This window comes from Neisseria sp. P0001.S005, assembly GCF_051963715.1.
Map to the genome: position 1 here is coordinate 1 of NZ_JBQCTZ010000098.1, position 12,991 is coordinate 12,991.

Sequence of the window (12,991 nt, forward strand, 5' to 3'; positions counted from 1 at the left end):
CCAGTAGCACCAGTAGCACCAGTAGCACCAGTAGCACCAGTAGCACCAGTAGCACCAGTAGCACCAGTAGCACCAGTAGCACCAGTAGCACCAGTAGCACCAGTAGCACCAGTTGCGCCGGTTACGCCGGTGTCACCTTTTTCGCCTTTTTCGCCTTTTTCGCCGGTTGCGCCGGTTGCGCCAGTAGCGCCAGTAGCGCCGGTGTCACCTTTAGCACCAGTAGCACCAGTTGCGCCAGTAGCACCAGTAGCACCAGTTGCGCCGGTTACGCCGGTGTCACCTTTTTCGCCTTTTTCGCCGGTTTCGCCAGTAGCGCCGGTATCACCTTTTTCGCCTTTTTCGCCGGTTGCGCCAGTAGCGCCGGTATCACCTTTTTCGCCTTTTTCGCCTTTTTCGCCGGTTGCGCCAGTAGCGCCGGTGTCACCTTTAGCACCAGTTGCACCAGTAGCACCAGTTGCACCAGTTGCGCCGGTATCACCTTTAGCACCAGTTGCACCGGTAGCACCGGTAGCACCAGTTGCGCCGGTAGCACCAGTTGCACCGGTAGCACCGGTAGCACCGGTATCGCCTTTAGCACCAGTAGCACCGGTATCGCCTTTAGCACCAGTTGCACCGGTAGCACCAGTAGCACCGGTAGCACCGGTATCGCCTTTAGCACCAGTTGCACCGGTAGCACCGGTAGCACCAGTTGCGCCGGTAGCACCAGTTGCACCGGTAGCACCGGTAGCACCGGTAGCACCAGTAGCACCGGTATCGCCTTTAGCACCGGTAGCACCGGTATCGCCTTTAGCACCAGTTGCACCGGTAGCACCAGTAGCACCGGTAGCACCAGTAGCACCGGTATCGCCTTTAGCACCAGTTGCACCGGTAGCACCGGTAGCACCAGTAGCACCAGTTGCGCCGGTATCACCTTTAGCACCAGTTGCACCGGTAGCACCGGTATCGCCTTTAGCACCAGTTGCACCAGTTGCACCAGTTGCGCCGGTTGCACCGGTTGCACCAGTTGCGCCGGTTGCACCAGTTGCGCCGGTATCACCAGTTGCACCAGTTGCACCACCACCGATTACGCTCAGGGTGTATTCGTTAGTGCCGTTTGAGGTCATTGTCAAACCGTGACCAGCGATCAGTTTCAGAGGATTGTTTGTTGAATTTGGATTGTATTTGAATGTACCTTCAGCAGGTGAGCTACCGCTGCCATTGTGGCCTGAGAATACAAACGGATTCAGGTTTTCGATGCGGTTTGCTACGGCAAACAATTGAGAGCCGTTGATTGCATCGGTAGAAGTTGCATTGATACGACCTGCGGCAACGTTTTGGATTTGACGTTCGTTACCTGCAGAACCTACAGACAATACTGCGCCGTTGCCCAAGCCGCTGGTTGCGCCTGCGAAGCCGCTGTAAGTGTAGCTGCCAACAGTAGCAGTGTTAGTAGGTACGAATGCGCTGGTTGTAGAACCGTTACCCAGGGCTACGCTGTTTTCGATAGTAGATTTAGCTTCTGTACCCAAAGCCAGAGTGTTTTGGGCTGTTGCTTGAGCACCGTTACCCAGAGCAGTTGCAAACTTGCCGTTAGCTTGAGAGAGGCGACCCAATGCGATGGCTTGTTCTGAAGTAGCTTGGCTTTGTACGCCCAAAGCCACTGCGTATTTACCAGTTGCTTGAGCAGCAGGACCGAATGCAGAAGCAGAAATACCGTCGGCTACAGAACCGCGACCGATTGCTACGTCAGAACCTTGTTTGGCTTGAGCGTCGCCACCCAATGCTACCGCGCCGTTTGCCAGGGCTTGAGAACGTTGACCGATGGCAGTTGCTACGATACCGGTTGCTTGAGAGTCGGTACCAATCGCCATTGCAGAACCGGCATTATTTACTACGCCGTCGCCATCAGAACCAGTAGAAGTACCATTAGCTTTAGCGTTATAACCTACTGCAATGTCAGCAGTTTGAGAAGCACTTGATTTAAAACCTACTGCAATAGAGTTATTACCAACTGCTTGAGCAGCTTCAGCCGCAGTCATAGAACCACCGACCGCAACAGAGCTTACACCAGCAGCATTAGCTGATGCACCACCGGCAAAAGAGGCTGTACCGGTTGCTTTTGAGGCCGCTCCAACCGCAACTGCATTTGTACCTGTTGCGGTAGCTTCGGTTGAAATAGCAACAGAATCTTGGCCGGTCGCGCTACTACCACCCAATACCACCACCCCTGCTTGAGCAGCACTAGAAGCCATTAAGGCACCTGCCACTGCAACTACAGCAGCTACGGCTTTACGCTTGTCGGAAGCGGATTTTTTGCCGTGTGCATGGCTGATTTCAGAAACCGCAGTCCATGTCTGGGTCGAGTGGTTCCAAATAACTTTAAAGACTTTATTCATATCGATTTTCCTGTAAGGGGTTTGATTTCTTTTGGGACGTGTTGCTCGACCATAAACTGCTTGTCCATATATATGCCGCACTTCAGAGTCTCCCCTTTATGCGGTTTTACGTCGTAATCTCTCGTATGCAATTCCCGTGCCCAAAGTCTCCATTCGGCCGAATAACAGCTAAAAGCCTGTTTTATGGGATTTTATGCTGATACATTTTGGGAAGCTTGTGAAGTTTGGGAAACGATGTGCCATTTTTTTGTCAGCTTGTTTCTTAACAAGTCACTTTTTGTTAGCTTCTTTCAATGCATTCGGAATCCTGACTCAAATTTTATATGCTTTTGGTTTCGTAAATTGACTCTTCCGATAAAGTGTTATTTTTTCGACTTCAACGGTCATGCCGGTTAGATTTACTTGTTGCTTTTTAAACGCTTTTATAACAATATGATTTCACTTAATTTTTTTAAACAGAAATGATTATTAAATATTATACGAATAGGATACTTTAGTGATAGATTTGGATGTCGGCTTTTATTTAGATAATTAATGAATTTTGTATTGAAAGTTGGTTTAAAACGTGTAAAAGCTTTGCATAGCCTGTTTTCAGACGGCCTTTAACGTTTTCTAACATATAAATGGTGAATAAATGATACGAATTTATGCGCTATTGAGCCGATAGATAAGATTAAAAAGGCAAGTGTAAAACTTGCCTTTACGTTTGGGATTTGTTTGTTCTCTATTGTAGAAAACTGTGTTGTTTTCAGGCGGCCTTACCAACGGAATGTTTGGGTCACGCCTGCGGAAGCGCCGTTGTTGCCGGCATAGCCGTAGCCACCGGTATGGCTGGAGGCGCAGGCTGTGAGTGTGGCGAGGGTAAGGATGAGGAGGATGTGTTTCATGTTTTTTCTCTGAGTGGGTTGGTTTTAGGCTTGTGTGGCGTTGTATTGCCTTATTTATCGGGCTGGCTGGGGCTTGGTTGCTTTGTCCTGATTTGCAGTTAGTCCGCTAAATTGTTTGATGATTGAAGAAGGCCGTCTGAAAACGGGTTTCATGATATTGAAACTTTGTTTTCAGACGGCCTTTATTTTATATCAGCTTATTAGTGGCGGAAATGGCGGATGCCGGTTACGACCATGGCGATGCCGTGTTCGTCCGCTGCGTCAAAGACTTCTTGGTCGCGCATGGAGCCTGCCGGATGGATGATGGCTTTGATGCCCTGCTCGGCAATGACATCTACGCCGTCACGGAATGGGAAGAAGGCATCGGAAGCGGCACATGCGCCGTTGAGGTCGAGATTGGCATCTTGCGCTTTGCGGGCGGCGATGCGGGTGCTGTCCACGCGGCTCATTTGACCTGCGCCGATGCCGTAGGTTTGGCCGCCTTTGCCGAAGACGATGGCGTTGGATTTGACGTATTTTGCGACGTTCCAAACAAACATCAGGTCGTTCCATTCCTGCTCGGTCGGTTGGCGTTTGGAGACGACTTTCAAATCGGCGCGGCTGATGCGGTGGATGTCGGGCGTTTGTACCAACAGTCCGCCGCCGACGCGTTTGAGTTCAAAGCGGTTGGCACCTGCTTCAAGCGGCACTTCCAATACGCGCACGTTTTTCTTGGCGGCGGCGATTTCGAGGGCTTCGGCGGTGAACTTCGGCGCCATGAGGACTTCCATAAATTGGTTGTCGGTAATTTGTTTGACGGTTTCGCCGTCCACTTCGCGGTTGAAGGCGATGATGCCGCCGAATGCGCTGGTGGTGTCGGTAGCGTAGGCGAGTTTGTAGGCATCCAAGGTATTGGAGGCGATGGCTACGCCGCACGGATTGGCGTGTTTTACGATCACGCAGGCCGGCGCGTCAAAGGATTTGACGGCTTCCCATGCGGCATCGGCATCGGCGATGTTGTTGTACGACAATTCTTTGCCTTGCAGCTGTTTGTAGGCGGAAAGGCTGCCTGCGGCGGGGTAAATATCGCGGTAGAACGCGGCACGTTGGTGCGGATTTTCGCCGTAGCGCATGTCTTGCACTTTAATCCAGCTTTGGTTGAACTGGCTGGGGAATTCGCCGATTTGGGGCTGACCGCTCAAGACGTCGTCTGAAAGCGAGGTTAAGTAGTTGGAAATCATGCCGTCGTATTGGGCGGTATGGCTGAATGCTTTGCGTGAGAGGTTGAAACGGGTTTTGTCGCTCAATGCGCCGTTGTTGGCTTCGAGTTCGGCGGCGATGGCAGGGAAATCGGCTGTGTCGGTAACGATGGCGACGTGTTTCCAGTTTTTCGCGGCAGAGCGCACCATGGTCGGGCCTCCGATGTCGATGTTTTCAATCGCGTCTTCCAGTGTGCAGTTTGGTTTGGCGATGGTAGCGGCGAAGGGGTAGAGGTTGACGCACACGAGGTCGATGTTGCCGATGCTGTGTTCTTCCATCTTGGCGACGTGTTCGTCCAAATCGCGACGGCCGAGGATGCCGCCGTGGATTTTCGGATGCAGGGTTTTCACGCGGCCGTCGAGCATTTCGGGGAAGCCGGTATAGTCGGCAACTTCGATAACGGGAACGCCTGCATCAGCCAAGAGTTTTGCTGTACCGCCGGTAGAGAGGATTTCAACACCGAGCTTGGTCAGGGTTTGGGCAAATTCGACTGCACCTGTCTTGTCGGATAGGCTGATCAGGGCGCGTTTGATGGAAGACATTTGGATTTCCTTTGTTGAAGGTTTAATCAGTATGGGATGAATTTTCAGGGCGGTATTATCCCCCAGTTTCGCATTTTTGGCAGTAGGTTTTTGCAAATATTGTTAACAATTTTATTGTAAAAGGCCGTCTGAAACTTGGTTTCAGACGGCCTTTTGCTTTTGTCTATTTAAATCCCATTTTCTTTGCTACCCATACTGCGCCTGCCATGCCTGTGCATAATGGCATGAGTAAGACAACGGGGGCGTAGGTGAGCTCCAAAATAAAGGCTATGGCTGTCAGGGGCATTTTGAGGGAAACACCGAGGAAAACGGCGGCACCGACAACGGCCGCGCTTTCAGAGGACATTTCAGGGAAAAAACTATTCCACGCGGCTGCAGCGGCAAAGGCAATGGTACTGCCGAGCATCATGGACGGGGTAATCAGACCGCCGTATGCGCCTGCCGCCAGCGCCATTAAGACGACCAGCCATTTGACGGCGGTCAGTTCAAGGCTGTGTTGCCAGTCGGTCAATCCGCCAAAGGTCAGTTGGTTGCCTGCTTTGCCGTTGCCCAAAATTTCGGGAAACAAAACGGACATTACGCCGATGAGTGCAAACATGCAGACGGCCAAGGGAATGATTTTGATGTTGTCGCGCTTGATGAAGGGGAACTTTTGGGCGGTACGCTGGAAAAAGACGGCGGTTGCGCCCAGTATCGGGCCGATGATGGCGGAAAACCAAAGTAATGAGGTGTTGATGGAAAGGTTGGCCGGATGATATTGCTGCACGTCGCCCAAGCCGATGCGCGCGACGGCGGTAGCGATGACTGAAGTCAGCAATGCGGCGGCGACGGCTTGCTGCGTCCACAAGCCCAGCATGGCTTCGAGGATGAAAAGTGTGGAGGCGAGCGGCACGTTATACACGGCCGCCAAACCTGCACCCGAGGCGCAGGCAATGACCAGCCCTGCGTCGTCTTCGCTCAACCCGAAACGGTTGACGCCGACTGAGGCGAAAGCGGCGGTCATTTCACGCGGCGCAACTTCGCGACCGAGCGGCGAGCCAAGCCCGACGGTAATGATTTGCAACAGGGCATGACTGACGGTTTCAAAAAACGGAAAACCGGCGAGAGGATTTTTAACCACGGCTTTAATGCCCGGTTGCGGCCTGCCGTAGCGTTTGAGCAACCACCACCCCAAACCAACCACCGCGCCGCAAAAGGTCATCACGCCGATACGCCGCGCAGGACTTGCCTGCGATACGCCCTCCCGGAAAGAAACGTATAGGCCGTCTGAACCGTAACCATAAGCAAGATGTTGAATCGTATGCATGATTTCGGTTAATACAATGCCAACCATGCCGCCGATAATGCCGGTAATGATGAGGGCGGCCCAAAGTTTATGCGTTTCTTTCACGGGATTTGGCTTGAGGTAGTAATGGTTTGATAAAAGCGTTTTAAGGGAACTATTATCCGCCTAAGGGATAGTTTTTGGGGGCGACGTGGGTTTCGCCGTTATAAGGGAAAATATATTTCTGATTTTTATAATTTTTCTTTCCTGATACGCCGCTGAGTTTTGCAGCCAACGCCCATACGCCGGATACGGCAGGACGGCTTTTGTCAAAAGCGATTTTGGCTTCCAGACTGGTATATCTGTCTTTGCAGTTTCGTTTTTCGCGCCCTTTATATTCATCGCAATTGCCGTAATATGCGCCGTTATCGTTACCGTTGATAATTAAGCTTTTACGGACACGGTTGCTATTATCGGTAAACAGGAAGTTTTGCGAAGTCGTCGTGTCGCCTTGGCCTGTATAACTTGACTCGGCAACATAGCCCCAGTCTTGCGCGCCAACCTGAACAAACTTCCACGCCTTATTCTCCGACGGCTCCCCCCATGCGCCAATTTCATCGCTTCCATGTTGTTTGATTGCCCACTTGCCGTCTGCTTTTTCCAAAACAAACAATTCTGCCAGACCGGAAGAAGCATGCGCGTCTTGTTTGACTTTGAGCTTCATATCGTAGGCAAAACCCGTGTACAACACATAGCGCGTAGGCGTGCCGTTGCGCGTTACGGTATGGTCGGCAACGGGTTTCATGCAATACATAATATTGTCAGATGCTGTCTCACTGTCTTTCGGCGGCTCAGTAAGCTGGCATTTGTGCGCGGCAAGCGGTCGGTTGTAATACTTGGCAATGACGGCCTGTACGGCGGCTTTGTCGCTATCGGGTGCAGCCGACGCCAAGACAGGGCAGGCGAGCAAAAGCAGAGAGATAATGCGTTTCATAGAAATTTTCCCAAAATGTCTTATTGAAAAAAGATACTGCTTACTTCAGGCCGTCTGAAACCATTTTCAGACGGCATTCTTGTGTTTGTTGCTGACACGCGCCAACATACCGGTGACAAAAGTGGACACAATAACGACGGTAATACCTATCGCAGACATAGTACTTAAATGTTCGCCCAAAATTAACACCGCCATGATAACGCCGATGACTGGCTCAAGCGAAATCAGCAGGCCGGAGACGTTGGCAGGGACTGTGTTCATGCCTTTATTCCACAACAGATAGGCAAGCCAACTACAGCCAATCCCCATATACAAAATCGACAGCGTACCACCCCATGACCAGTTGATTTGATAGCTGTCTGCCAACACCAGCGAAAACGGCAGGCACAACACCGCCGCCACCGCCATGGAAGCCGCGGTAAATGCGGGCGCACCGATACGGGCAATCATCTGCTGGCTCGGACGTATCACGCCTGCAAAACCGAATCCTGCAAGCAAAATCAGCAAACAGCCGAACCAGTCAATCGTACCGCCCTCTTCTGCACCGCCCATTACCATCATGCCCACGCCTGCAAACGCCACCGCGCCGCAAATCCAGTGGTAAAGTTTGGCTTTGTCGTTGAAGAAGAAATGACCGACAAAGACCACCAGCAAAGGCTCCAACCCCACCATGGTAATCGCGCTGGCAGCGGATGTATATTTCAAACCGATAAACTGGAGCATCAAAACGACAACGTAGTTGACAAAGGAAATCCACAACAACGGCTTCCACTCGCTCCGCGGAATCCTACCCAAATGACGGCGGCACGACGGCAGCACCATCAACGCGGCAATCAACAGCCGCGCCTCAACCATCAGCGTCGGGTCGAGCATCTCGTAGGAATACTTGGCAGCGATAAACGAGCTGCCCCAGATTAACAATGCGAGTATTTGGTAAAGCATGGTTCAACTCATGGTAAAAAAATTAATCGTTTCTTCTCTGGTTTTCAGACGGCCTGAAGCCTTTTCAAGCTGTTTTTATTTTGATTGTGTCAGCAAATCCAAAAATATCTAACTAATGGATAAATGACATGGCCGGTTCTTTCATTATAGGCAGGCAGAAATGTCCGTCCTATCCTCCCTATTACAACAAACCATGCTGCTGCAGCTTTTTGCGCAAGGTATTGCGGTTTAACCCCAAAATGACCGCAGCTTTAGATTGGTTGCCGCCGCATTGTTCCATCACGCAAATCAGCATCGGTTTTTCGACTTGGTGCAACACCATATCGTACACGCCGCAAGGTTCCGTACCATCCAAGTCTTTGAAGTATTGTCGTAAGTTTTGTTCAATACATTGCGCAATGTCAGTCGTCGTTTGATTCATCGTCATGTCTTTCTTTGGATTTGTTTTTTAAATGATGAGGCCGTCTGAAACCCTTTAGTCTTCCCGATAGTGGCATACCCAGCGGTCGGTTTTCTCTGAAAGCGTCTCAAGATAGGCGGCAAGGGTGTCGTATTGTGCTGAGGCGCTGTCCAAGCGGTTGATGTCCCGGCGTGTCTGCTCGCCTTCGGGCATTTCGTCGATATACCAGCCGATGTGTTTGCGGGCAATACGTACGCCGGCCACTTCGCCATAAAATTCATGCATGGCGCGGATATGGTTCAAAATAGTGGCGTTGCATTCTGCCAAGCTCAAGGCCGGCGGCAAAACGCCGTGTTCTGCATAATGTTTTAAATCACGGAAAAGCCACGGCCTGCCTTGTGCGCCACGCCCTATCATGATGCCGTCGGCAGCGGTTTGCTTGAGGACGGCGACGGCTTTTTGTGGCGAAGTGATGTCGCCGTTGACCCAAACGGGGATGTTCAGACGGCCTTTGGTTTCGGCAATCAGTTCGTAACGCGCTTCGCCTTTGTACATCTGCGTGCGCGTGCGGCCGTGGATGGCAAGGGCTGCAATGCCTGATTCTTCGGTAATTTTGGCGATGGTCGGCAAGTTTTGATGTTCGTCGTGCCAGCCCAAACGGGTTTTGAGGGTAACGGGTACATCCACCGCGTTGACAACGGCTTCCAAGATTTCGCCAACCAAAGGCTCGTTTTGCATCAACGCGCTGCCTGCCTGCACATTACAGACTTTTTTGGCCGGACAGCCCATGTTTATATCAATGACCTGCGCACCCAAGCCGACGTTGTAACGTGCGGCTTCTGCCATCTGCTGCGGATCGCTGCCGGCAATCTGCACGGCCACAACTCCGCCTTCGCCTTCAAAATCGCTGCGGCGCAAGGTCTTTTTGGTATGTCTCAGCGTCGGATCGCTAGTCAGCATTTCGCATACCGCCCACCCTGCGCCAAACTCGCGGCAAATCCGGCGGAACGGTTTGTCCGTAATGCCTGCCATGGGGGCAAGTGCGATGGGGTTGTCAATGAAATAGCCGCCGATGTGCATGATGTGTGCGCCAAGTTGAAAGGGCTGAAATTGTACAATTTTTAAGCAATTTTTCCAATCGTATTTACATGTTGCACAATGAAAAAGGCCGTCTGGAACTGAGTTTCAGACGGCCTTTTCAGCCACAATATTTAAATAAACAGCATAACAACCATCTGCACTGCGGCCTGAATCATGGCGATAATCGGCCAAATCAGTTTGGCCAGCAGGCCGGTAAACAACAGGATCAGGATAATCCATGTGCCGTATGGCTCGATTTTACGAAACTGCATGGACTGTTTGGCGTTAAGGAAGGTATCGATAAAAATACCGCCGTCCCAAGGCAAAATCGGAATCAGGCTGAATGCGACCCAAATCGAGTTCACCATCACGCCGTAACCGGCCATCTGCACCAACGGCGCTTGATAAGATTCAGGTACATACGCGGACAATACGACGACAAAGCCCCAGAAGAATGCCAAAATCAGATTGGCAATCGGACCTGAAATCGACACCCAACGCCACGCACGGCGCGGATCGCGGAAATTGCGCGAATCGATGGGCATAGGACGCGCCCAGCCGAACAGAAAACTGCCTATCATCAGACACACCAGCGGCACGACAATCGTACCGACAGGATCGATATGCGGCAGCGGATTGAGGGTCAAACGCCCAAACTGCTCGCCGGTATGGTCGCCCCAATATCGCGCCGTATAACCGCGTGCCACTTCGCGCACGGTAATGGCCAACAACACGGGCAATACTGCCAGCAGAAATACGCCTAAATCAAAATTTGCAAACATGGTTTTCCTTATCAAACATACCGTCTGAAAACAGAAAATATCCTTTCAGACGGCCCGAGGCTTTAATCGTCTTCTTTTTTATTCGAACTGAAAAACTCTTTCAGCTCTTTCCAAGTAATGCCCTTACCTTGCGGATTCAATTTGAAGACTGGTTTGCCGTAATTGCTGTACACACTGTCGCCGATAATATTAATGGCCTTATGTGTGCCGTTGATTTGCATATACATGCGGGAAGCCAACATGCGGCCTTTGCGGTCGAGATAATAGTCGACAACAAGATTGTTACCGAATATCCGCTGGAAGCTAAGTGGCTGGTTATCACTTATGTTGACAGACATACTGAAAAATTCCCGCGCATTTTTATAATCTTCTTCTGTTGACCCTGGTTGAGGCGTTTTCTGTAATTTCGACAATTCTTCATCAAAAGCCTTAGCCATTGCCTTCATTACGACAGAATCATACTCCGGTTTCATGACATGACGTACACGATAGCGTGCATGGTTTGCCTTACCAAAGGCATCCATTTCTTTAAATACATATGCATCGGCAGGCATAGCCTTATTGGCACTCAAAAAAGCACGTACTCCCGCCTCTGCAATATGATCAAAAGGCATGTGTTTCGAATCACCGATTTCTTTCAAACTCACTTTTAAAGGTTCTTTAATCAAACGTTTGCCGATTTTCTCATCAGTGTACACATTAACAATGGCAGACACGCTGGCAGGCAGATCAACATAAATTTCCCATTTTTCCGCATCTAACTTCATAGGAAGTTTGATACTAAGTTTTTCATTGTGGTTGTTGATGACCAATTCAGGAATCATCTCAAATTGACGCGTTGACAAATCAACTGCCGACTCATAATTCAGATGAACCCCTTCCATGTAACTGGATATGGCAGGATATTTATCCAGATAATCAACGGCAACTTGTGCGATATTGCCATCCGGCAAGGCATCAAGCATTGCATTGCGGAACTCAGCCTCTTCTCGTTCAGAAAACTCCTGCTTCAAAGCAGCGTCGTCTTCTTGAGCAACCTTCATAGAGGATGCCGCCTCCCCCTCTTTGGCTTTGGCATCCTTTGCTTTCGCTTCGGCTTTCTTTTCCACCTTTTCATCTGCCAATACAGCTTCAGCCAATGGGCTGATATATATTCGAGAGCTGCCTGTGATGTTAAAGCTGCGGTCTTCTTTTAAAATACGGTCATTGGAAATCGACATTACCTCGTGTGCGGTTTTGTGATCTAAATTACTGCACGCGCTCAAACCAAATGCCGCAGCAATGGCCAAACCAATTATTTTCTTCATTCTGTATAACCTTTTTGATTAAATGATTTCGTTAGCACAATTTAACACAAGGCGCCGATTCCATAAAGGCTTTCAAACGGCATGATTCATTGCTGCTCACTATCATACCTAATTCAATCGCCCTATCTATTTCAAGCCCAAAGGCCGTCTGAAACTTCAAATCCAGTTTCAGACGGCCTTTGATTTCCTATTTAAAATGCCTTTGCTGTTTTACAGGCTGTAATACATTTCAAATTCCAGCGGATGAGGTGCCATACGGATACGGCGGACATCTTCTTCTTTGAAGGCGATGTAGCTGTCGATCCAGTCTTTGCTGAACACACCGCCGCGCAGGAGGAATTCGTGGTCGGCTTTGAGGGCGGCCAGTGCTTCTTCCAGAGAAGCACAAACGGTAGGCACCAATGCATCTTCTTCCGGTGGTAGGTCGTACAGGTTTTTATCGGCAGGGTCGCCCGGATGGATTTTGTTTTGAATACCGTCCAAACCGGCCATCAACAAAGCGGCAAATGCCAAGTATGGGTTGGCGGTCGGATCAGGGAAACGCGCTTCGATACGGCGTGCTTTGCTGCTGTTCACAGACGGAATACGGATGGAAGCGGAACGGTTTTTGGCAGAATATGCCAGTTTGGTCGGCGCTTCAAAGTGCGGCACGAGGCGTTTGTAGGAGTTGGTGGACGGATTGGTAATCGCGTTCAGGGCCTTGGCGTGTTTGATGATGCCACCGATGTAGTAGAGCGCGGTGTCGCTCAAGCCGGCATAGCCGTCGCCTGAGAACAGGTTTTGACCGTCTTTCCAAATGGATTGGTGAACGTGCATACCGCTGCCGTTATCGCCCATAATCGGTTTAGGCATGAAGGTGGCGGTTTTGCCGAAGTTGTGGGCAACGTTTTGAATCACGTATTTCATGTCTTGGGTTTGGTCGGCGCGTTTAACCAAGGTGGCGAAACGGGTACCGATTTCCATTTGGCTGCCGGTACCGACTTCGGCGTGATGGACTTCCACTTCGATGCCGAGTTCTTCCAAAACATTGACCATGGCAGAACGCAGGTCTTGGCCGCAGTCAATCGGCGCAACAGGTGCGTAACCGCCTTTGACGGTCGGACGGTGGCCGGTGTTTTGACCGTCCATGTGCAGGCCGCTTGACCATGCGCCGCTTTCGGAAGTGATTTCGTAACGGGT

Annotated in this window: 11 protein-coding genes; all 11 read right to left on the reverse strand. The window is 50.6% G+C overall.

The window, feature by feature from the left end; all coding sequences use genetic code 11:
* On the reverse strand, positions 1-2,375 hold a 2,375-nt coding region (locus ACTHSP_RS12190), incomplete at its 3' end, for an ESPR-type extended signal peptide-containing protein (RefSeq protein ID WP_440346175.1).
* Positions 2,376-3,133: 758 nt separating this feature from the next.
* On the reverse strand, positions 3,134-3,262 hold the full coding sequence (locus tag ACTHSP_RS12195; RefSeq protein ID WP_256388401.1) for a hypothetical protein: 129 nt from the start codon (positions 3,260-3,262) through the stop codon (positions 3,134-3,136).
* Positions 3,263-3,462: 200 nt separating this feature from the next.
* Complete coding sequence (gene purH / locus ACTHSP_RS12200; RefSeq protein ID WP_049351148.1) at positions 3,463-5,043, reverse strand: bifunctional phosphoribosylaminoimidazolecarboxamide formyltransferase/IMP cyclohydrolase; 1,581 nt, start codon at positions 5,041-5,043, stop codon at positions 3,463-3,465.
* A 163-nt stretch (positions 5,044-5,206) separates the two neighbouring features.
* Positions 5,207-6,376, reverse strand: a complete 1,170-nt coding sequence (locus ACTHSP_RS12205; RefSeq protein ID WP_440346177.1) for a chloride channel protein — start codon at positions 6,374-6,376, stop codon at positions 5,207-5,209.
* A gap of 109 nt (positions 6,377-6,485) precedes the next feature.
* The gene (locus ACTHSP_RS12210) at positions 6,486-7,301 is read right to left on the reverse strand and encodes a hypothetical protein (RefSeq protein ID WP_049351147.1); all 816 of its coding nucleotides are present in this window, start codon (positions 7,299-7,301) and stop codon (positions 6,486-6,488) included.
* Between the two features lie 66 nt (positions 7,302-7,367).
* Positions 7,368-8,243, reverse strand: a complete 876-nt coding sequence (locus ACTHSP_RS12215) for a DMT family transporter (protein WP_049351146.1) — start codon at positions 8,241-8,243, stop codon at positions 7,368-7,370.
* A 181-nt stretch (positions 8,244-8,424) separates the two neighbouring features.
* Entirely contained in the window at positions 8,425-8,664 is a 240-nt protein-coding gene (locus ACTHSP_RS12220) for a Fis family transcriptional regulator (RefSeq protein WP_049351145.1), read from the reverse strand.
* Between the two features lie 54 nt (positions 8,665-8,718).
* Positions 8,719-9,723, reverse strand: a complete 1,005-nt coding sequence (gene dusB / locus ACTHSP_RS12225; protein WP_049351144.1) for a tRNA dihydrouridine synthase DusB — start codon at positions 9,721-9,723, stop codon at positions 8,719-8,721.
* A gap of 131 nt (positions 9,724-9,854) precedes the next feature.
* Complete coding sequence (locus tag ACTHSP_RS12230; RefSeq protein WP_049351143.1) at positions 9,855-10,505, reverse strand: site-2 protease family protein; 651 nt, start codon at positions 10,503-10,505, stop codon at positions 9,855-9,857.
* 62 nt (positions 10,506-10,567) lie between these two features.
* Positions 10,568-11,812, reverse strand: a complete 1,245-nt coding sequence (locus tag ACTHSP_RS12235) for a hypothetical protein (protein ID WP_049351142.1) — start codon at positions 11,810-11,812, stop codon at positions 10,568-10,570.
* Positions 11,813-12,022: 210 nt separating this feature from the next.
* On the reverse strand, positions 12,023-12,991 hold a 969-nt coding region (glnA, locus tag ACTHSP_RS12240), incomplete at its 5' end, for a type I glutamate--ammonia ligase (RefSeq protein ID WP_440346176.1).

Bases quoted from the DNA above. Each gene is read 5' to 3' on its own strand.
- ACTHSP_RS12195 (WP_256388401.1), bottom strand. From the start codon at position 3,262: ATGAAACACATCCTCCTCATCCTTACCCTCGCCACACTCACAGCCTGC.
- purH (WP_049351148.1), bottom strand. From the start codon at position 5,043: ATGTCTTCCATCAAACGCGCCCTGATCAGCCTATCCGACAAGACAGGT.
- ACTHSP_RS12205 (WP_440346177.1), bottom strand. From the start codon at position 6,376: ATGGTTGGCATTGTATTAACCGAAATCATGCATACGATTCAACATCTT.
- ACTHSP_RS12210 (WP_049351147.1), bottom strand. From the start codon at position 7,301: ATGAAACGCATTATCTCTCTGCTTTTGCTCGCCTGCCCTGTCTTGGCG.
- ACTHSP_RS12215 (WP_049351146.1), bottom strand. From the start codon at position 8,243: ATGCTTTACCAAATACTCGCATTGTTAATCTGGGGCAGCTCGTTTATC.
- ACTHSP_RS12220 (WP_049351145.1), bottom strand. From the start codon at position 8,664: ATGAATCAAACGACGACTGACATTGCGCAATGTATTGAACAAAACTTA.
- dusB (WP_049351144.1), bottom strand. From the start codon at position 9,723: ATGCACATCGGCGGCTATTTCATTGACAACCCCATCGCACTTGCCCCC.
- ACTHSP_RS12230 (WP_049351143.1), bottom strand. From the start codon at position 10,505: ATGTTTGCAAATTTTGATTTAGGCGTATTTCTGCTGGCAGTATTGCCC.
- ACTHSP_RS12235 (WP_049351142.1), bottom strand. From the start codon at position 11,812: ATGAAGAAAATAATTGGTTTGGCCATTGCTGCGGCATTTGGTTTGAGC.